The sequence below is a fragment of the Achromobacter sp. SX5 genome (assembly GCF_056711425.1).
This window is the reverse complement of sequence record NZ_CM160041.1, coordinates 4766185-4785505: the sequence shown is the minus strand read 5'-3', so window position 1 is coordinate 4785505 and position 19321 is coordinate 4766185. Positions and strand designations below refer to the sequence as shown.

Here is a 19321-nt window from a genome sequence, read left to right as displayed (position 1 = left end):
CAGATTGGCCATGGTTTGGGCCGGCCATGCGTTTAGGATGCACACATCGCGCCGGGGCCCGTCCCCGGCCCGCAACGCAATACCGGCACGGGCGCCGTCCCGCGCCCCATCCGACAGGTTCAATGAAAAAGTCCCGCAGCAAATTCAAACGCAACCTTCTGATCGTCGTCCTGGTCCTGCTCGCCGGCTTCGCGGTGCGGGCCGCATTTTTCTCGGCGCCGCCGCCGCCCACCTTCGGGGTGGCCGAAGTGACCCGCGCCAATATGGAAGACAGCGTGCTGGCCAGCGGCACCATAGACGCGATCGAGCGGGTCAGCGTGGGCGCCCAGGTCTCCGGCCAGCTGAAATCCCTCAAGGTGGCGCTGGGCGACCGGGTCAAGAAGGGACAGCTGGTGGCCGAGATCGACGACCTGACCCAGCAGAACGAACTGCGCAACGCCGAAGCCGCCCTGCAGACGCGGCGCGCCGAAAGGGCCGCCAAGGTCGCCATGCTGAAGCAGGCCGAGCTGGCCTTCCGCCGCCAGCGCCAGATGCTGGCCGCGGACGCCAGTTCGCGCGAAGCCTACGAGAACGCCGAGGCCACGCTGGGCGTGACCCGCGCCGAGATCGCGTCGCTGGACGCCCAGATCGCGCAGGCCGAGATCCAGGTGGACACGGCCCGGGTCAATTTGGGCTACACCCGCATCGTCTCGCCCATCGACGGCGTGGTGGTGGCGGTCGTCACCAAAGAGGGCCAGACGGTCAACTCGATCCAGAGCGCGCCCACCATCATCAAGGTGGCGCAGGTGGATACCATGACGGTCAAGGCCCAGATCTCGGAAGCCGACGTGACCCGCGTCAAGCCCGGCCTGCCGGTCTACTTCACCATCCTCGGCGAGCCGGACGAGCGCTACCACGCCACGCTGCGCGCGGTGGAGCCGGCGCCGGACTCCATCCAGAAGGAAGACGCGGCCTCGTCGCTGACCGGCTCGTCCAACGGCAATTCCACCAGCGCCGCCGTCTACTACAACGGCCTGTTCGACGTGCCCAATCCCGACGAGAAGCTGCGCATCTCGATGACGGCGCAGGTCTTCATCGTGCTGGGCGAGGCCAAGAACACCGTGGTGGTGCCGTCCTCGGCCCTGGGCAAGCGCGGCGAGGACGGCCGCTACGTCGTGCGCGTGGTGCTGAAGGACAACAAGACGGAAGAGCGCCAGGTCCGCATCGGCATGAACAACAACGTCCAGGCGCAGGTGCTGGAGGGGCTGGAGGTGGGCGAGCGCGTGGTGTCGGCCGAAGCCGCCCCGGCCGTCCCGGGGGCCTGAGATGAGCGGTCCTCTCATCGAGCTGGCCGGCGTGCGCCGCGAATTCCCCGCGGGCGAGCAGACCATCGCCGTGCTGAAGGACGTGGACCTGTCCATCGAGGCCGGCGAAATGGTGGCCATCGTCGGCGCATCCGGCTCGGGCAAGTCCACGCTCATGAACATCCTGGGATGCCTGGACCGGCCCACCCGCGGCGAATACCGGGTGGGCGGGCGCAGCACCGGGGCGCTGGACCCGGACGAACTGGCCGAACTGCGCCGCGAGCACTTCGGCTTCATTTTCCAGCGCTATCACCTGCTCTCGGACCTGAGCGCGCTGGGCAACGTGGAAGTGCCGGCCGTCTATGCCGGCAAGCGGCGCGAGGCGCGCCTGGCGCGCGCCGAGACGCTGCTGGAACGCCTGGGGCTGGGCGAGCGCGCCGGGCATCGTCCCGGCCAGCTGTCCGGCGGCCAGCAGCAGCGCGTCAGCATTGCGCGGGCGCTGATGAACGGCGGCGACATCATCCTGGCCGACGAGCCGACCGGCGCGCTGGACACGCACACCGGCCAGGAGGTGCTGCGCATCCTGGAAGAGCTGAACGCCGCGGGGCACACCATCATCATCGTGACCCACGACATGAACGTGGCGCGCCATGCCCAGCGCATCATCGAGATCAGCGACGGCGAGATCGTGTCCGACCGGCGCAATCCCGACGCCGCGCGCCCGCCGGCCGCCCGCGATGAGCCGCCGGCGCTGGCGCAGCGGCCCGCGTGGCAGGCCTATCTGGACCGCTGCGGCGAAGCCCTGCGCATGGCGCTGCTGGCCATGAACGCGCACCGGCTGCGCACGTCGCTGACCATGCTGGGCATCATCATCGGCATCGCTGCGGTGGTTTCGGTGGTCGCGCTGGGCGAGGGCTCGCGCCGCAAGATCCTGGACGACATCAGCGAGATCGGCACCAACACCGTGGAGATCTTCCCGGGCAAGGACTTCGGCGACGAGAAGGCGGTCAACATCCGCACGCTGGTGGCGGCCGACGCCGACGCGCTGGCGCGCGAGTCCTATGTGGACAGCGTGACGCCGGAGGTCTCCACCAGCAGCACGCTGCGCTACCGCAACGTGTCGGTCAACGGCTCCATCCAGGGCGTGGGCGAACAGTACTTCAGGGTGCGCGCCATCAAGCTGGCGCAGGGCAAGTTCTTCGACGGCGTCAGCGTGACGCGGCGCGCCCAGGAAGTGGTGATCGACGACGGCACGCGCCGCAAGCTGTTCGGCTCGCACACCGATCCGATCGGCCAGGTGGTGTTCCTGGGCTCCATGCCGGCGCGCGTGATCGGCGTGACCGAGAAGAAGGACACCGTGTTCGGCAGCAACGACACGCTCAACGTCTGGATACCCTACACCACGGCGCTGTCGCGGGTGCTGGGCCAGCAGCATCTCAAGAGCATCACGGTACGGGTCAACGACGCCACGCCGCCGGCCGCCGCCGAGCAGGCCATCGTGCGCTTGCTGACGCGGCGCCACGTGACCAAGGACTTCTTCGTGTTCAACACGGACGCGATCCGCAAGACCATCGAACGCACCACGGCCACCATGACGCTGCTGGTGTCGATGATCGCGCTGATTTCGCTGATGGTGGGCGGCATCGGCGTCATGAACATCATGCTGGTGTCGGTCACCGAGCGCACCCGCGAGATCGGCGTGCGCATGGCGGTGGGCGCACGGCGCAGCGACATCATGCAGCAGTTCCTGATCGAGGCGGTGCTGGTGTGCCTGATCGGCGGGGCGATCGGCATCCTGCTGTCGCTGGGCCTGGGCGTGCTCGTGTCCAAGGCCACGGGCGGCTCGTTCCAGATGATCTATTCGACGGCGGCGATGGTGGCGGCGTTCACCTGCTCGACGCTGATCGGCGTGCTGTTCGGCTATCTGCCGGCGCGCAATGCGGCGCGCCTGGACCCCGTAGAGGCCCTGGCGCGCGAATGAGGATGACGATGGCGGTTTCTTTCCTACGCAAACCCGCGGCCCTGACGCTGCTGCTCGCGCTGGCCGGCTGCGGCAGCCTGCTGCGCAGCGACTACGAAACGCCGGCGGTCAGGCTGCCCGCGGCGTGGTCCCATGACGGCCAGGCGCCCGGCGCCGGGACCGTGGCGCAGTCCCAGGGCGGCGCCTGGTGGCGCAATTTCAACGACCCGGTGCTGACCGGTCTGGTCGAGGGCGCGCTGGCGCGCAACAACGACCTGGCCGCCGCCGCCATCCGCGTGCGCCGGGCGCAATATCAGGCGGGCCTGTCCGAAACCCAGCTGTGGCCGCAGCTGGGCGGCAGCGCCAACGTCACCCGCACCCGCACGCTGAGCGGGGACCGCATGACCACGCGCAGCAACGCGGCCGAGCTGACCGTCAGCTACGAAGCCGACCTGTGGGGCAAGCTGTCGCGCCAGCGCGACGCCGCGCAATGGGCGGCCGAGGCGACCGAGCAGGACCGCCAGAGCGCGGCGCTGTCGCTGGTGGGCACCACCGCCACGCTGTACTGGCAGACCGCGTTCATCAACCAGCGCATCGCCAGCAGCGAACAGAGCATCGCCTACGCCCGCAAGACCCAGGACCTGGTGCGCGCGCAATACGCCGCCGGCGGCGCGTCCGCGCTGGAACTGGCCGAAGCCGAACAGACCGTGGCCAGCCAGCAGGCCGCGCACGCGCTGCTGGTGCAGGCGCGGGTCGAGTACGCGAACGCGCTGGCGATCCTGTTCGACGGCCCTCCCGACCGCAGCATGGCCAACCCCGCCCGCCTGCCGCCGTACCCACTGCCCGAGGCCCGCGCCGGCGTCCCCGCCGACCTGCTGGGCCGCCGCCCCGACCTGCGCGCCGCCGAACTCCGCCTGCGCCAGGCCCTGGCCACCGCCGACGCCACCCGCGCCAGCTTCTATCCCCCCTTGACCCTGACCGGCGCCCTGGGTAGCGCCAGCCCGACGCTGTCCAACCTCCTGCAAAATCCGATAGGCACCCTGGGCGCGGGCCTGACGCTGCCGTTCCTGCAATGGAACCAGATGCAGCTCAACATCAAGATCTCCCAGGCCGACTACGAGGAACGCGTGGTCACGTTCCGCCAGTCGCTCTACCAGGCGATGGCGGACGTCGAAAACGCGCTGTCCAACCGCACCCAACTGGCGCTTCAGGCCGAACAGCTCGACGCCTCGCTGCAGGCGGCGCGCCAGGCCGAATCCTTGTACGAAATCCGTTACCGGGCGGGGGCGGTGTCGCTCAAGGACTGGCTGGACGCGCAGGAGAAACGCCGAATCGCGGAAGTGGCGCGGGACGAGAACATGCTGAACCGGCTGGTGAATCAGGTGACTGTTTATCAGGCGCTTGGTGGGGATGATGTTCGGGAGGCTGCTGGTTCTTGACCCGCCCGGCACGGCGGCGCCCTGGGCTGCGCGGCGCCGCCGCCGTGCCGGGCGTCTAAAGAACCCACCCGCAAAGAACCAACGCACAACCTCCACCCCGACAAACTATAAAATCCTCCCCCATGAACTCCCTGGATTCCCCCCCCGATCTGGCCCGCCGCTTCGGAAGTCTGTCGCGTTTGTATGGCCCCGAAGCCCCGGCCCGCCTCCAGAACTCGCATGTGGCGGTGGCGGGGTTGGGCGGCGTCGGCTCCTGGACCGTCGAGGCCCTGGCGCGCTGCGGCGTCGGCGCGCTCACGCTGATCGACCTCGACCACATCGCCGAATCCAACGTCAACCGGCAGATCCACGCGCTCACCTCCACCCTGGGACAATCCAAGGTCGAGGCCATGGCCGAACGCGTACTGGCCATCAACCCCGAATGCCGCATCACCCGCGTCGACGACTTCGTCTCGCCCGACAACGTGGCCAACGTCCTGCCCGGCCCCTACAGCGTCATCGTCGACTGCACCGACCAGGCCGCCGCCAAGATCGCCATGATCCTGCACGCGCGCGCGCTCGGCGTGCCCATGCTGCTGTGCGGCGGGGCCGGCGGCAAGACCGATCCGCTGGCCTTGCGCGCCGGCGATCTGTCGGCGGCCGTCAACGACGCGCTGCTCGCCAAGCTGCGCAACAAGCTGCGCCGGGAGCACGGGTTCGCGCGCGCCAGCGACCGGCATGGGCGCGCCCTGAAGCGCGTGCCCAAGATGGGCATCCACGCCTTGTGGTTCGACCAGCCGGCCATCCTGCCCGACGCCTGGACCCGTCCCACCGAGGGCGAGGACGACATGGGCGCGGCCGGCCAGGCGCCGGCGCCGCAAGGGCTGTCCTGCGCCGGCTACGGTTCGGTCGTGACGGTCACCGCGGCGATGGGCATGGCCGCGGCCAACGAGGCCTTGCGCCTCGCGCTCTGATCTTCAAAGCGCCACGAACACCACGCCGTCCTCGATCCTGACGGGATAGGTCGCGAGGTTGTCGCGCAGCGGCGAGCACAGCGCCCGGCCGTCGCGCACGTCGAAGCGGCCCTGGTGCAGCGGGCACTCGATTTCGTGCCCGGTCAGGAAACCGTCGCACAGCCGCGCGCTGCCGTGCGTACAGAGGTTGTCGGTGGCGTAGACCTCGCCGTCCACGCCGTACAGCGCGATCTCGCGCCCGCCGGCCTCCACGGCGATCACGTCTTCCTGCGGCACGTCGGCCAGCGCGATGGCCTTGATCCATTGCATGCTCATTGTGGCGTCCTGTCAGATGGGATAGATAAGTGAATTCGGCACCAGCTCGCTGTCGAAGATGCACAGCCTGGATTCGAACTTCAGGCCGTCGGGGCCGCGCCGCACCACGTCCAGGTAGCGGCCCACGTTGAACACCGTGGTCAGCTGGCTGGGCTTGGTGCGGAACACGGCGTAGTTGGCTTCCGATTCGATGCGGTCGCCCTGCACCGACAGCACGCGCGGCGCGCCCACCACGTGGCGCTGGTAGTAGGGATCGTGGAAGATCGTGTCGGTGGCGCCGTAGATGCGGTCCTTGAGCATGCCGCGGCTTTCGAACGCCATGGTCGCCAGCGGATAGCCGCGCTCGTGGTTCTCGCGCGGCAGCACCTTGTAGACGCAGTCCTCCAGGAAGAAGTCGGGCCACTTCTCCCATTCTTCGGCGTCCAGCGCGGCGGCGTAGTCGTTGTACAGGCAGGTCAGTTGGTAATAGAGCGGAAGGTCCAGCATCTCAGGCCTCCATGACGCGGCGCCAGTACGCGTACATGCCGCGGATCAGCGTCTCGGTCACCATGTGGTCGGTGTTCTCGGCCGTCTTGCCGCCCAGCTCCGCCACGCTGCGGTGCCAGGGCTTCTGCTCGAAGCCGGCCTGCGAGAATTCGATGACCTCGCCGTCGTCGGCCGACACGAAGCCCGCGGGGCCGAACAGATTGGCCTGGCGCAGCCGGCGGCGCGTCATCTCGGGGCTGTCGTCGGCGAAGCCGAAATGCGTCCAGACGAAATCGAAGGCGTCGTGGCCCACCGGCTGGGTGTGGCGGGTGGACAGCGAATTGACCTGCTGCTGGATGATGACGCTGGGAAACAGCGTCATCAGCACGGCGGTGGGGCCGTTCCACCACGGCTCGGGCACGATGTCCAGGAAGCGGTCGTCGTTCAGCGACATCTGCTCCTTGAAGCTGGAGACGCCGCTGGTCACGCTGCCCTTGCCGCCCTGGCCGCGCGTGGAGATCATGGCGGCGTGGCGGAAATGGCCGTCCATCTTCAGTTCGGAGCGGTTGTCCGCCCGCCACAGGCCGAAGGTGACGAACCAGGTGTGCAGCAGCCCCGGATGGTAGGGGTCCTTGATGTTCTCCTGCATCAGCTTCCAGTTGCCCGGGATGCGCTGGCGGCTGTAGCCGTGGATCACCAGTTCGCGGCCGTCGAAGACGCGGTCGAAGTAGTGCAGGATGTCCGGCCCCAGGTAGTCCTCCAGCGGCTCCACGTCGTGGTCGAAGGAGGCGAACACCACGCCGTTGCGGCAGGCCACGGCCAGCTTGGTCAGGCCGTGCTCCTCGGGCTTGAAGTCCGGCGGCATGCCGCCGTTGACGCGGCCGTCCTGCTTGACGCCGCGGCGAAACGGCACGCCGATCAGGTTGCCCTGCAGGTCGTAGTTCCATTGGTGGTAGGGGCAGACGAATTCGCTGCGGTTGCCGGCGCGCTCGCGGCAGAACTGCACGCCGCGATGGGCGCAGACGTTCTCCACCACGCGCACCTGGCCGTCGTTGTCGCGCAGCAGGATGACCGAGCGTTCGCCCACGGCGGTGCGCTTGAAGTCGCCCGGCCGCGGGATCTCGGCCTCCAGGCCCACGTAGCACCAGTGCGAACGGTAGAAGAAGCGCTCCATCTCGCGCTGGTGCAGCGCGGCGTCGGTATAGACGCCGAAGGGGATGCGGTGGGAGCCGTCGCCCTGCCAGGGCGGCACGAATTCGAGCGGGCTTTCGGCGGCGGCGGTTGTGCTCATACAGGACTGCATGGCGGGTCTCCTTGGTTCGGCGGGCCAGTGCGGCCCGGCAGAGCCGGCGCGGCATGGGCGCAGGCGTTTGCTGCATGATCGGGCAGCATGCGAAATAAATAAATAGAATCTGCTTGATGAGATAAATCACCAGAATCAATATTGGTGGAGACAAGCGCATGAACCTGCAAGACGTGGACCTGAATCTGCTGGTCGTCTTCAACGAGCTGCGCAGGCACGGCCGGGTCGCGGCCGTGGCCGACAGCCTGGGCATTTCGCAGCCGGGGGTCAGCAACGCGCTGGGCCGGTTGCGCAAGCTGCTGGGAGACGAGCTATTCCTGCGGACTTCGCGCGGCATGGTGCCCACGCCCTATGCCGAGTCGCTGGCGCGGCCGATCGCCGACGCCCTGGACGCGCTGCACAGCACGCTGAACGCGCGCGCGGCCTTCGATCCCGGCCATAGCGAACGCGCCTTCGTGATCGGCGTGAACGACGTGGGCGAGACTTACTTCCTGCCCAGGCTGATGCGCGCGCTGGAACGCGCGGCGCCGGGCGTGACCGTGCGCACGGTGCGCACGACCTCGATCGACGTGAAGGACGAGATGGAGCGCGGCCGGATCGACCTGGCCATGGGCTTTCTGCCTGCGCTGAAAAGCGGTTTCTTCCAGCGGCTGCTGTTTCGCCAGCCGTATGTGTGCATCTTCCGGCGCGACCATCCGCTGGCCCGCACCGGGGTTTCGGCCCGCCAGTTCCGCGCGGCCGAACAGGTGGCCATCGTGTCGGAGGGCACCGGCCACGGGGTGGTGGACGAGGTGATCGCACGCGCCGGCATCCGTCGGCGCGTGCGCCTGACGGTGCCGCATTTCATGGCGGTGGGGCCGGTGCTGGCCGCCACCGACATGGTCGCGGTGGTGCCGCGGCGTTTCGCGGACTGCGCCTGCGGGCCGTTCGGCCTGGCCACCGCGGCCTGTCCGGTGAAGATTCCGGAGTCGGTGATCAACGTGTTCTGGCACGCCCGCAACCACCGCGATCCGGCCAATCAATGGCTGCGGCAGGTGGTGGTGGACGAGTTCGCCGACTGAGGCGCGGCGCGGACCTCAGCGGCTGCGCAGGGTGACCGGGAACCAGCCGCGCAAGGCGTTGGACAGACGGATTTCCTCGGCGGCGTGCAAGTCGGCCAGGGACAGCACGCGCTCTTCGACGCGGCCCGTGTCCAGCAGTTCGGCGCGCTGCACGCCGGGCAGGCAGCCGCAGTCCACCGGCGGCGTGTACCAGTCGCCGTCCAGCCGCAGGTAGACGTTGCTGCGGCTGCCTTCGCACAGCTCGCCGCGCTCGTTCAGGTAGAGCAGGTCGAATATGTGCGGATGCGAGGGCAGCCATTCTATGGTCTTGGTGTACCAGGGCCGGTAGGTGGTTTTGTAGCGCAGCAGCGGTTCGGAGGCGCGCAGCGCCTCGGGCGCCAGCATGGCTTCCTGGGCGGGCGCCAGCGGGGGCAGGGGAGCGGTCTGGATGCTGCGGCTGCCGTCGCGCGCCACCAGCAGGCGCAGGCGGTGCGGTCCCGGCGTGGACAGGCCCAGCGCGGTGATCATGATGTCGCCCTCGACCGCGCGCCCGCCCCAGGCGTAGCCCAGCGCCTGGCATGAGGCTTCGAGCCGGGCGAGATGGCGGGCTAGCAGCGGCACGCGGCGTTCGGCGTCGACCAGGATGGTCTCGATCAGTTCGGGTTGCATGGGACTCCCCTGGTGCACATGAGCGGCCGATGGCCGCGCTCTATCCTACTACCGCCGCGCCCGTCCCGGGCGTTCAGGCCCGCAAAATCCGGGCTTTCCAGTGGCATTCCTGCCATTCCTCGGCGGGGTCCGAATCCTGCACGATGCCGCCGCCCACGCTGTAGACGCCGCGGCCGTCGGCCTGCAGCACCAGGGTGCGGATCGCCACGTTCAGCGAGAAATCGCCGTCCGGGGCCAGCCAGCCGATGCTGCCGCAGTACAGGCCGCGCGGCGCCGCCTCCATCTGACGGATGCGGCGCATGGCCGCGACCTTGGGCGCGCCGGTGATGGAGCCGCAGGGAAACAGCGCGCGCAGCACGTCCTCCAGGCCGGCGCGCGGGGCCAGCGCGGAAACGGTGGAGGTCATGGTCCAGACGGTGGGATAGCGTTCCAGCGAAAACAGCGCGTCCACCCGCACCGAGCCCGGTTCGGCCAGCCGGCCCAGGTCGTTGCGCAGCAGGTCCACGATCATCAGGTTCTCGGCGCGGTTTTTTTCGCTGGCCAGCAGCGCCTGGCCGAGCCGTTCGTCCTCGGCCGGGTCGGCGTGGCGCGGGGCCGTGCCCTTCATGGGCCGCGTGGTCAGGCGCGGGCCGTCGCGGCGCACGAACAGCTCGGGCGAAAACGACAGCACCGTGCGCGCGCCGTCCTGGATGAAAGCGCCGTGCGCCACCGGGTTGCGCGCCGCGATGCGCCGGTACAGCGTGGCGGGATCGCCCTGGTGGCGCAGGTCCAGCGGCTGGGTGAAATTCAGCTGGTACAGCTCGCCGGCGCCGATCAGTTCGCGCACCGCTTCGATCCGGCGCGCGTAGTCGGGCTCGGTCATGCGCGGCGCGGGCAGGCTGATGGACGCGGCGGGGCTGCCGGCGTCCGGGGCGTCCCAGGGCGCCTCGTCGATGGCGCGTTCGAACACCAGCGCGGTCAGGCGCGCCTGGCCGTCGTCGCGCGGCGCAGTCCAGGGGCCGGAGGGCGGGGCCTGCGTGGCTTCCGGCAGCAGCCATTCGCCCAGTTCGTAGTCCAGCAGCAGCGCCACCCAGCGGCCCTGGCGCCGCGCCGCCTCGATGGCGGCCAGCGCCGGCCCTACCTCGGCGGCGGCGCGCGCCTCGATGCGGGCGCAGTAGCCCTCGAATCGCAACGCGCGGCCGGCCAGCCGGTCTTCAAAACGACATTCCATGCTTTTACTGCTCGGGTTACTGCTGTTGATGCGCCAGGAATTCCTTCAGGACCCGGCCCGTGTGGGAATGGTCGCTCAGGGTCATCACGTGCTCGGGCGAGCCTTCGGCCACCAGCTTGCCGCCGCCGGTGCCGCCTTCGGGGCCCAGGTCCAGCAGCCAGTCGGCTTCGGCGATCACGTCCAGGTTGTGCTCGATCACCACCACCGTGTTGCCGGCTTCCACCAGGCGATGCAGCACGTGGATCAGCTTTTCCACGTCGGCCATGGACAGGCCGACGGTGGGCTCGTCCAGCACGTACAGCGTGTGCGGGATGCGCGAGGCGCGGCCGGTCTTGATCAGGCCGTCGGTCAGCCTGGCCTTGGACAGCTCGGTCACCAGCTTGATGCGCTGAGCTTCGCCGCCGGACAGGGTGGGCGAGGGCTGGCCCAGGGTCAGGTAGCCCAGGCCCACGTCCTGCATCAGCTGCAGGGGGCGGTGGATCTTGGGGTGCGCCGCGAAATAGCCGATGGCGTCGTCCACTTCCATGGCCAGCAGCTCGCCGGCGTTCTTGCCGCGCATCTGCACGCCCAGCGTGTCGCTGTTGAAGCGCGCGCCGTTGCAGGCGTCGCACGGCACCTTCACGTCGGGCAGGAAGTTCATTTCGATGGTGCGCATGCCCTGGCCTTCGCAGATCGGGCAGCGGCCGTCGCCGGTGTTGAACGAGAAGCGCGCCGCGGTCCAGCCGCGCATGCGGGCTTCGCGCGTGTCGGCGAACTGCTTGCGCACGTCGTCCCAGAAGCCCACGTAGGTGGCCGGGCACGAGCGCGGCGTCTTGCCGATGGGCGTCTGGTCCACTTCCAGCACGCGGTCTATGGCCTGCCAGCCCGTGATCTCTTCGCAGCCGGCCCAGGCGGGCGCCTTGCCCTTGGACACGGCCTGCATCAGGTTGTCCAGCAGCACTTCGCGCGCCAGGGTCGACTTGCCCGAGCCGGACACGCCGGTGACCACGCTCAGGCGCCCGACCGGGATGCGCGCGTCCACGCTGCGCAGGTTGTGCAGGCGCGCGCCCCTGATCGAGATCATGGGCGTGTCCGGCTCGACCGCGCGGCGGCCCTGCAGCGGGTGCGCCAGCGGCTTGGCCAGATAGCGGCCGGTGACCGATTCGGGCGCGTCCACCAGGTCCTGCGCCGTGCCCTGCGCCACCACGCGGCCGCCGCGGATGCCCGCGCCCGGACCGATGTCGATGATGTGCGAGGCGCGGCGGATGGTGTCGTCGTCGTGCTCCACCACCACCAGCGTATTGCCGTTGCCTTCCAGGCGCGCCAGCGCGTCCAGCAGGATGCGGTTGTCGCGCGGGTGCAGGCCGATGGTGGGCTCGTCCAGCACGTAGCAGACGCCCTGCAGGTTCGAGCCCAGCTGCGCGGCCAGGCGGATGCGCTGCGCCTCGCCGCCGGACAGCGTGGGCGCGGCGCGGTCCAGCGCCAGGTAGTTCAGGCCCACTTCCTGCATGAAGTTCAGGCGGCCGCGGATTTCCGTCAGGATGTCGCGGGCGATCTCGCCTTCGCGGCCGCGCGCCACCAGTCCGGTGAAGAAGGTGTGCGCGTCCGACACCGGCAGCGCGGCCAGCTCGGCGATGGACTTGTCGCGCCAGCGCACGGCGCGGGCCACGCGGTTCAGGCGCTCGCCGTTGCACTGGGTGCAGACCTTGGCCTCGCCCTCGTACCAGGCGTTCCAGGCGGTTTCCTCGCCGGTCTGCGCTTCGTCGAAGCCTTGCAGCTGCAGGCCGGTGCCGTAGCAGCCGGTGCACCAGCCATGCTTGGAGTTGTACGAGAACAGGCGCGGATCGGGCTCGGGGAAGCTGGTGCCGCACGAAGGGCAGGCGCGCTTGACCGAGAAGTGCTGCTGCTGCAGTTCGCTGTCCAGCGCCTCGTGCAGCCTGTTCACCGGCCAGACCACCGACATGACGCCCTGGCCGTTCTCCAGCGCGCTCTTGACCGCCGCGCGCAGCTCGGCCTCGTTGGCCGGGTCCACGACCACGTCGGCGATCGGCAGTTCGATGGTGTGTTCCTTGTAGCGGTCCAGGCGCGGCCAGGGCGCCACGGGGATGAACTCGCCGTCCACGCGCAGGTGCGTGTGGCCCTTGGAGCCGGCCCACTTCGCCAGGTCGGTGTAATAGCCCTTGCGCGCGGTGACCAGCGGCGACAGCAGGCCGATGTGCTCGCCCTTGTGCTCGCGCAGCAGCCGCGCCACGATCTGGTCGGCGTTCTGCGGCTCCACCGCCACGTTGCAGTCGGGGCAGTACTGCGTGCCCAGCTTGACGTACAGCAGGCGCAGGAAGTGGTGGATCTCGGTCATCGTGGCCACGGTGGACTTGCGGCCCCCGCGGCTGGTGCGCTGCTCGATGGCGACCGTGGGCGGAATGCCGAAGATGGCGTCCACGTCCGGCTTGCCGGCCGGCTGCACGATGGCGCGGGCGTAGGCGTTGAGCGACTCCAGGTAGCGGCGCTGGCCCTCGTTGAACAGGATGTCGAAGGCCAGCGTGGACTTGCCCGAGCCGGACACGCCGGTGATGACCGTGAACTTGTCGCGCGGGATTTCCACGCTGACGTTCTTCAGGTTGTGCTCGCGCGCGTTGCGGATCTCGATGGCCATGCTGGCCTGGCGGCGCTCGCGCACCAGCGACTGCAGCGGGCGGCCCACGTCCGCGGCGTAGGTTTCGCCGGGCTCGGCGATGCGCGCGGTCAGGCCGGCCTGCTCGGCCTCCTGGGCGTCGGCGTCGCTGCTCACCAGCACGTCGGCCGGCAGGATGCTGACCTCATAGTCGCGCAGCGCCGCGCCGGTGTGCGACGCCGGGTTGTCCATCAGGTCCTGCGGCGTGCCCGTGCCCACGACCTGGCCGCCGGCGTCGCCGCCTTCGGGGCCCAGGTCGATCAGCCAGTCGGCCGCGCGGATCACGTCCAGGTTGTGCTCGATGACCAGCAGCGTGTGGCCGGCAGCCAGCAGCTTGCGGAAGGCGCGCATCAGGCGCGCCACGTCGTCGAAGTGCAGGCCGGTGGTGGGTTCGTCGAACAGGAACAGGCTGCCTTTCTTGGCCACCTTGGCGGTCGAGATGCCGCTGCGCGCGGCCTCGGCCAGGTGGCCGGCGAGCTTGAGCCGCTGCGCCTCGCCGCCCGACAACGTGGGCACCGGCTGGCCCAGCCGCACGTATTCCAGGCCCACGTCGGCCAGCGGCGCCAGGCCCGTCTGCACGTCGCGCAGGCCCTTGAAGAAGTCCAGCGCCTCGCTGACCGTCATCTCCAGCACTTCGTCGATGGACGCGCTCTTGCCCAGGTGTTCGACGCGCACTTCCAGCACTTCGGGGCGGAAACGCTTGCCGTCGCAATCGGGGCAGCGCAGGTATACGTCGGACAGGAACTGCATCTCCACGTGCTCGAAACCGGTGCCGCCGCAGGTCGGGCAGCGGCCGTCGCCGCCGTTGAAGCTGAAGGTGCCGGCGGTATAGGCGCGCTCGCGCGCCAGCGGCGCCTGCGCGAACAGCTTGCGAATCGCGTCGAACGCGCCCACGTAGCTGGCCGGGTTGGAGCGGGTGGTCTTGCCGATGGGCGTCTGGTCCACCATGACCACGTCGGCGATCTGCTCGGCGCCCAGCAGGCGCTCGAACGGGCCCGGGGCCTCCGAGGGACGGCCCTTCTGCTTCAGCAGCGCGGGGTAGAGCACGTCCTGCACCAGGGTGGACTTGCCCGAGCCGGACACGCCGGTCACGCAGACCAGGCGGCCCAGCGGCAGTTCGACCGACACGTTCTTCAGGTTGTGCGCGGTCACGCCTTCGAGCAGCAGGCGCGGGGTGTTGGCCGCCACCGGCATGGGGCGCGGCGCTTCCACGCGCTGGCGTCCGCCGAGATAGTCGCCGGTCAGGGTGGGGGCCGCGCGCAGCTGCGCCGGCGTGCCGTCGAACACGATGCGTCCGCCGCGCTCGCCCGGGCCGGGGCCGATGTCGATGATGCGGTCGGCGGCCACCATGACCTGCGGGTCGTGCTCCACCACCACCAGCGTGTTGCCGGCGTTGCGCAGCCGGTGCATGACCTCGACCACGCGGTGCATGTCGCGCGGGTGCAGGCCGATGGACGGCTCGTCCAGCACGAACAGCGTGTTCACCAGCGAGGTGCCCAGCGCCGTGGTCAGGTTGATGCGTTGCACTTCGCCGCCCGACAGCGTGCGGCTCTGGCGGTCCAGCGTCAGGTAGCCCAGGCCCACGTCGCACAGGAACTTCAGGCGCGCGCGCACCTCGGTCATGAGCAGGTCGGTGGCGGCGTCCAGCGCGCCCGAAAACGACAGCGTGTCGAAGAACAGCCGCACCCGCTCGATGGGCAGCAGCATCACGTCATGGATGGACAGCCCGCCCAGCCCGTTGAGCTGCTCGCGGCTCCAGTTGGCGCCGACCGGCATGAAGCGCTGGTAGCGGCCTTCCTGCGGCGGCAGCACGGTGTCGGCTTCTTCCTTGGTGCCCAGGCGCCAGAGCAGCGCGTCGGGCTTGAGGCGCGCGCCGTTGCACGTGGGGCAGGGCGTGTAGCTGCGGTACTTCGACAGCAGCACGCGCACGTGCATCTTGTAAGCCCGCGTTTCGAGCCAGTCGAAGAAGCGCTGCACCCCGTACCACTGGTGCTTCCAGGCGTCGTTGCCGCCCTTCCAGTCGGGCGCGCCGTACAGCACCCAGCGCTTGTGCTCCTCGCTCATCTTTTTCCAGGGCACGCCCAGCGGCACGCCGGCCTTGGGCGCGTATTTCTGCAGGTCGTCCTGGCATTCCTTGTACGAGGGCGTGGTCCAGGGCTTGATCGCGCCTTCCAGCAGGGTCTTGTTCTCGTCCGGGATGACCAGCCCGAAGTCGATGCCGATCACGCGGCCGAACCCGCGGCAGGCCTCGCACGCGCCCAATGGCGAGTTGAACGAGAAGCTGCTGGGCAGCGGGTCGGTGTATTCGATGTCGCAGTCGGCGCAGTGCAGGCGGTCGCTGTACTTCCACACATGGGCGTTGCCGCCTTCGGCGTCCATGGCGTAGACGGCCAGGTGGCCGGCGCCCATGCGCAGCGCGGTGTCCAGCGCCTCCATCACGCGTTCGCGCTCGGTGTTGGCGTAGCGGAAGCGGTCCTGGATCACGTGCAGGATGCGGCGCGCTTCGGTGGCGGGCCTGGCGCTCTTGCCTTTCTTGGCGCCCTTGGCCGCGGCGGCCGCGCGCGGCTCGGCGTTTTCTTCGGCGTGCACGCGGGTGTAGCCCTGCTGCTCCAGAAAGCCGCGCACTTCCTCTTCGGTGAAATTGGCCGGCACGGCGATCGGGAAAGTCACCACCAGCCGCGGGTCGCCGGCGGCCGCGGCGCGCTCGGCCAGCGAGTGGCAGATCGAGTCCGGCGTGTCGCGCCGCACCACCTTGCCGCAGCCGCGGCAGTACAGCCGCGCGCCGCGCGCGAACAGCAGCTTGAGGTGGTCGTTCAGTTCGGTCATCGTGCCGACCGTGCTGCGCGAGCTGCGCACCGGGTTGGTCTGGTCGATGGCGATGGCGGGCAGGATGCCCTCGATGCGGTCCACCTGGGGCTTGTCCATGCGGTCCAGGAACTGGCGCGCATAGGGCGAAAAGGTTTCCACGTAGCGGCGCTGTCCCTCGGCGTACAGGGTGTCGAAGGCCAGCGAACTCTTGCCGGACCCCGATACGCCGGTCACGACGACCAGTTCGCCCGTGGCGATGGTCAGGTCCAGGTTCTTGAGATTGTTCTGGCGGGCGCCAACGATGCGAATTTGAGAGCTCATGGACGGTATCGTAGCCTGACGGAAGAGGCCGGCCCGAACGACGATCCGTCGCTGGTTCCGGACGCGGCGATATGGAATAATTGACTATATTGTGAGGCATGCGTCCATAATATGGACAACTCAAGCATCACTAGCTGTACAAATAAACAGTATCGCAGATTCGTCCGAAATTCGCGCTATCGGCCTTGCAATTTGTCAGCCTGGCGCCCTGGGATGATTCGCATACGCTGGAGACCCACTTTGCCGGAAACCAAGGTCGCGGGCGCTGCGGCGTTCGCCAAGTTCATGACGGTGCTGCAGGCGGTGGCCGACGCGCCGCAGCCGCCCACCGCCGCGGCCCTGGCGCGCAGCTGCGGCTTTCCCCGGCCCACCGTCTACCGCATCGTCGCGGCGCTGGCCGAGCAGGGCATGCTGGCCGACGCCGGCGGCGCCTACCGGCTGGGGCCGCGCCTGATGTCGCTGGCCAGCCGCGCCTGGTCGCAGTTCGACCTGCGCGCCGCGCTGGCGCCCGAACTGCAGGCCCTGCGCGACGCCACCGGGGAAACCGTGCACCTGGCGGTGCCGGCCGGGCGCGAAATGACCTATATCGACAAGCTCGAAAGCCCCGGCCCGGTGCGCATGGCCTCGCGCGTGGGCGCGTCGGTGGCGCTGCATTCCAGCGCGGTCGGCAAGGCCTACCTGGCGGCGCTGGACGAGGCCTCGCGCGAGCGCCTGCTGCGCGAACTGCCGCTGGCCGCGCGCATGCCCGGCACCGCCACCAGCCTGCCCGCGCTGCGCGCCCTGCTGCAAGAAACCGCGGCGCGCGGCTACGCCACCGACAACGAGGAAAACGAAGCCGGCATCGTCTGCTACGGCGTGGCCCTGTGCGACGCCGCCGGCCGTCCGGTGGCCGGCGTCAGCGTCAGCACGCTGCTGTTCCGCCGGCGCGAAGATCCCCAAACCGCCTATATCGAACCCCTGCTGCGGCTGCGCGACGCCGCCGCGGCCAAACTGGCCGTGCTGCCGGCATCGCCCGGCGGCGCCTGACGCGTCTACAAGGAATCCCATGACCGCTCCTACCGCCTCCAAACTTGCCGCCCTGATGGCCGCGCGGGTCGTGCCCGTGTTGCGCTACACCGATGCGGCCGCCGCCGCCTATGCGGCCGAAGTGGCCGTGGCCGCCGGCTGCACCACCCTGGAACTGACCTGGACCATCCCCAACGTCACCGACCTGCTGCGGGCGCTGCGCGACAAGCACGGCAGCGCGCTGCAGCTCGGCGTGGGCACCGTGCTGGACGAGCAGCAGGCGCGCGAGGCGCTGGTGGCGGGGGCCGACTTCCTGGTCTCGCCCGCGCTGGCCACCGACATCGTCGACCTGGCCCACGCCGCCGACGCGCTGTGCCTGCTGGGCGCCTTCACGCCCAGCGAAGTGCTGGCGGCGCGCCGGGCCGGCGCCGACATCGTCAAGATCTTCCCGGCGGACACCGGCGGCCCCCGGCACCTGGCCGCGCTCAAGTCCGTCTATCCGGACACGCCGCTGTGCCCCACCGGCGGCGTGACCGAGGAAAACATGGGCGCGTACTTCGCCGCCGGCGCGGCGCTGGTGGGCATAGGCAGCAACCTCTACGACAAGGCGGCCTTCGCCGCCCGCGACACCGCCGCGCTGGTGGCGCAGATCGTCCGCACCCGCGAGGCCGCCCATGGCTGACTTCGACATCGTCGCGCTGGGCGAGCCCCTGGTCGAGCTCAACCAGACCCACAAGGACCAGCGCCAATACCTGCAGGGCTACGGCGGCGACACCTCCAACGCCGTCATCGCCGCGGCGCGCCAGGGCGCGCGCTGCGCCTACCTGACCCGCGTCGGCGACGACGCCTTCGGCCGGCAGTTCCTGGAACTCTGGCAGGCCGAAGGCGTGGACACCTCGGGCGTGCGCGTCGACGGCGAGGCCCACACCGGCCTGTACTTCGTGCAGCACGGCCCCCAGGGACACGCCTTCAGCTACCTGCGCCGCGACTCCGCCGCCAGCCGCATGACCCCGGCCGACCTGGACTGCGGGCTGGTCGAACGCGCGCGCTTCCTGCACGTCTCGGGCATCAGCCTGGCGATCAGCACCAGCGCCTGCGACACCGTATTCGCCGCCATCGAGCGGGCGCGCGCGGCCGGCGCGCAGGTCAGCCTGGACTCGAACCTGCGGCTGCGCCTGTGGCCGGTGGACCGCGCCCGCGCGGTGCTGCGCGAGACCATGCGCGCCGCCGACCTGTTCCTGCCCAGCATGGACGACATGCAGCACCTGACCGGCAACGACGACCCCGAGCGCACCCTGGACTGGATCCGCGACGGCGGCGCCGCGGGCGTGGTGGTGCTCAAGCTGGGCAAGGACGGCTCCATCATCGACGACGGCGCCCGGCGCACCGCCATGCCGGCGCTGCGGGTGCAGGCCGTGGACGCCACCGGCGCCGGCGACTGCTTCGCCGGCAGCCTGCTGGCGCGCCGCTGCCAGGGCGATTCCTGGGAAGACGCCGTGCGCTACGCCAACGTCGCGGCGGCGCTGTCCACCCAGGGCTACGGCGCGGTCGACCCCCTGCCGCGCGCCGCCGAGGTGCTGGCCCGCATGAAGCCGCCCGCCGGCTGAGCGCCGGTTTTCCGCCGATTGGCGCGTTCGGCTAATTTCAGGCTAAAATGCCAAGTTACCCGAATTTTCCGCCAGCCCAGAGTACTCGGTTGTGCGGTTCTCGTTTACTGCCGTAGTACCAAACTACCTACCGCACAATCTTCATCAGGAGAATAAACATGGCCGAACGCAAACGCGTGCGTCGCAACACCCTGGAACGCCGTTGCCTGGGCAAGGCTTTCAAGCGCCTCTTCGTCAAGTCGCCGAAGGGCGTCTTCAAGATGCTGGAAAAGATCAAGCGCGTCTAAGCCGCG

Annotated in this window: 15 protein-coding genes; 9 read left to right on the top strand and 6 right to left on the bottom strand. The window is 69.5% G+C overall.

Features of this window, described 5'->3' with window-relative positions; translation table 11 throughout:
• Nucleotides 1-122: 122 nt before the first annotated feature.
• From macA to AC1M14_RS22375, 4 genes are all read left to right on the top strand, one after another.
• Nucleotides 123-1304, top strand: coding sequence for a macrolide transporter subunit MacA (gene macA, locus AC1M14_RS22390; RefSeq protein ID WP_111826419.1), 1182 nt, complete (start codon nucleotides 123-125; stop codon nucleotides 1302-1304).
• 1 nt (nucleotide 1305) lies between these two features.
• Nucleotides 1306-3264: a MacB family efflux pump subunit gene (locus tag AC1M14_RS22385; protein WP_479730486.1), complete on the top strand. Its 1959-nt coding sequence runs from the start codon at nucleotides 1306-1308 to the stop codon at nucleotides 3262-3264.
• Between the two features lie 8 nt (nucleotides 3265-3272).
• The gene (locus AC1M14_RS22380) at nucleotides 3273-4682 is read left to right on the top strand and encodes an efflux transporter outer membrane subunit (RefSeq protein ID WP_479730485.1); all 1410 of its coding nucleotides are present in this window, start codon (nucleotides 3273-3275) and stop codon (nucleotides 4680-4682) included.
• Nucleotides 4683-4804: 122 nt separating this feature from the next.
• Nucleotides 4805-5635: a tRNA threonylcarbamoyladenosine dehydratase gene (locus AC1M14_RS22375; protein ID WP_209166819.1), complete on the top strand. Its 831-nt coding sequence runs from the start codon at nucleotides 4805-4807 to the stop codon at nucleotides 5633-5635.
• 3 nt (nucleotides 5636-5638) lie between these two features.
• Here AC1M14_RS22375 and AC1M14_RS22370 read toward each other — a convergent pair whose 3' ends face one another.
• Genes AC1M14_RS22370 through AC1M14_RS22360 form a run of 3 tightly spaced genes read right to left on the bottom strand, consistent with a single transcriptional unit; the run spans nucleotide 5639 to nucleotide 7706 of the window.
• Nucleotides 5639-5950: a non-heme iron oxygenase ferredoxin subunit gene (locus AC1M14_RS22370; protein WP_102775522.1), complete on the bottom strand. Its 312-nt coding sequence runs from the start codon at nucleotides 5948-5950 to the stop codon at nucleotides 5639-5641.
• 12 nt (nucleotides 5951-5962) lie between these two features.
• A complete protein-coding gene (locus AC1M14_RS22365; RefSeq protein ID WP_479730484.1) occupies nucleotides 5963-6436 on the bottom strand; it encodes an aromatic-ring-hydroxylating dioxygenase subunit beta in 474 nt (157 codons plus the stop codon).
• Nucleotide 6437: 1 nt separating this feature from the next.
• A complete protein-coding gene (locus tag AC1M14_RS22360) occupies nucleotides 6438-7706 on the bottom strand; it encodes an aromatic ring-hydroxylating dioxygenase subunit alpha (protein WP_479730483.1) in 1269 nt (422 codons plus the stop codon).
• Between the two features lie 170 nt (nucleotides 7707-7876).
• On the opposite strand from AC1M14_RS22360, the gene AC1M14_RS22355 reads away from it, so the two are divergent.
• Entirely contained in the window at nucleotides 7877-8779 is a 903-nt protein-coding gene (locus AC1M14_RS22355; protein WP_479730482.1) for a LysR family transcriptional regulator, read from the top strand.
• 15 nt (nucleotides 8780-8794) lie between these two features.
• Here AC1M14_RS22355 and AC1M14_RS22350 read toward each other — a convergent pair whose 3' ends face one another.
• From AC1M14_RS22350 to uvrA, 3 genes are all read right to left on the bottom strand, one after another.
• Nucleotides 8795-9427, bottom strand: a complete 633-nt coding sequence (locus AC1M14_RS22350; RefSeq protein ID WP_102775526.1) for an aminotransferase class IV family protein — start codon at nucleotides 9425-9427, stop codon at nucleotides 8795-8797.
• Nucleotides 9428-9500: 73 nt separating this feature from the next.
• Nucleotides 9501-10637, bottom strand: coding sequence for an aminodeoxychorismate synthase component I (locus AC1M14_RS22345; protein ID WP_102775527.1), 1137 nt, complete (start codon nucleotides 10635-10637; stop codon nucleotides 9501-9503).
• A 16-nt stretch (nucleotides 10638-10653) separates the two neighbouring features.
• Nucleotides 10654-16416, bottom strand: coding sequence for an excinuclease ABC subunit UvrA (uvrA, locus tag AC1M14_RS22340; protein WP_479730481.1), 5763 nt, complete (start codon nucleotides 16414-16416; stop codon nucleotides 10654-10656).
• Between the two features lie 240 nt (nucleotides 16417-16656).
• Between uvrA and AC1M14_RS22335 the strand changes: the two genes are divergently transcribed.
• From AC1M14_RS22335 to AC1M14_RS22320, 4 genes are all read left to right on the top strand, one after another.
• On the top strand, nucleotides 16657-17442 hold the full coding sequence (locus tag AC1M14_RS22335) for an IclR family transcriptional regulator (protein ID WP_247747911.1): 786 nt from the start codon (nucleotides 16657-16659) through the stop codon (nucleotides 17440-17442).
• Nucleotides 17443-17461: 19 nt separating this feature from the next.
• Entirely contained in the window at nucleotides 17462-18103 is a 642-nt protein-coding gene (locus tag AC1M14_RS22330) for a bifunctional 4-hydroxy-2-oxoglutarate aldolase/2-dehydro-3-deoxy-phosphogluconate aldolase (protein ID WP_111826426.1), read from the top strand.
• Nucleotides 18096-19028, top strand: a complete 933-nt coding sequence (locus AC1M14_RS22325; protein ID WP_479730480.1) for a sugar kinase — start codon at nucleotides 18096-18098, stop codon at nucleotides 19026-19028. The genes AC1M14_RS22330 and AC1M14_RS22325 overlap by 8 nt, the downstream gene beginning before the upstream one ends.
• A gap of 158 nt (nucleotides 19029-19186) precedes the next feature.
• On the top strand, nucleotides 19187-19315 hold the full coding sequence (locus tag AC1M14_RS22320) for a hypothetical protein (protein ID WP_006226408.1): 129 nt from the start codon (nucleotides 19187-19189) through the stop codon (nucleotides 19313-19315).
• Nucleotides 19316-19321: the final 6 nt, after the last annotated feature.

What these genes read in the sequence shown, in the direction of transcription:
- macA (WP_111826419.1), top strand. Translation starts at nt 123, where the DNA reads ATGAAAAAGTCCCGCAGCAAATTCAAACGCAACCTTCTGATCGTCGTC.
- AC1M14_RS22385 (WP_479730486.1), top strand. Translation starts at nt 1,306, where the DNA reads ATGAGCGGTCCTCTCATCGAGCTGGCCGGCGTGCGCCGCGAATTCCCC.
- AC1M14_RS22380 (WP_479730485.1), top strand. Translation starts at nt 3,273, where the DNA reads ATGGCGGTTTCTTTCCTACGCAAACCCGCGGCCCTGACGCTGCTGCTC.
- AC1M14_RS22375 (WP_209166819.1), top strand. Translation starts at nt 4,805, where the DNA reads ATGAACTCCCTGGATTCCCCCCCCGATCTGGCCCGCCGCTTCGGAAGT.
- AC1M14_RS22370 (WP_102775522.1), bottom strand. Translation starts at nt 5,950, where the DNA reads ATGAGCATGCAATGGATCAAGGCCATCGCGCTGGCCGACGTGCCGCAG.
- AC1M14_RS22365 (WP_479730484.1), bottom strand. Translation starts at nt 6,436, where the DNA reads ATGCTGGACCTTCCGCTCTATTACCAACTGACCTGCCTGTACAACGAC.
- AC1M14_RS22360 (WP_479730483.1), bottom strand. Translation starts at nt 7,706, where the DNA reads ATGAGCACAACCGCCGCCGCCGAAAGCCCGCTCGAATTCGTGCCGCCC.
- AC1M14_RS22355 (WP_479730482.1), top strand. Translation starts at nt 7,877, where the DNA reads ATGAACCTGCAAGACGTGGACCTGAATCTGCTGGTCGTCTTCAACGAG.
- AC1M14_RS22350 (WP_102775526.1), bottom strand. Translation starts at nt 9,427, where the DNA reads ATGCAACCCGAACTGATCGAGACCATCCTGGTCGACGCCGAACGCCGC.
- AC1M14_RS22345 (WP_102775527.1), bottom strand. Translation starts at nt 10,637, where the DNA reads ATGGAATGTCGTTTTGAAGACCGGCTGGCCGGCCGCGCGTTGCGATTC.
- uvrA (WP_479730481.1), bottom strand. Translation starts at nt 16,416, where the DNA reads ATGAGCTCTCAAATTCGCATCGTTGGCGCCCGCCAGAACAATCTCAAG.
- AC1M14_RS22330 (WP_111826426.1), top strand. Translation starts at nt 17,462, where the DNA reads ATGACCGCTCCTACCGCCTCCAAACTTGCCGCCCTGATGGCCGCGCGG.
- AC1M14_RS22325 (WP_479730480.1), top strand. Translation starts at nt 18,096, where the DNA reads ATGGCTGACTTCGACATCGTCGCGCTGGGCGAGCCCCTGGTCGAGCTC.
- AC1M14_RS22320 (WP_006226408.1), top strand. Translation starts at nt 19,187, where the DNA reads ATGGCCGAACGCAAACGCGTGCGTCGCAACACCCTGGAACGCCGTTGC.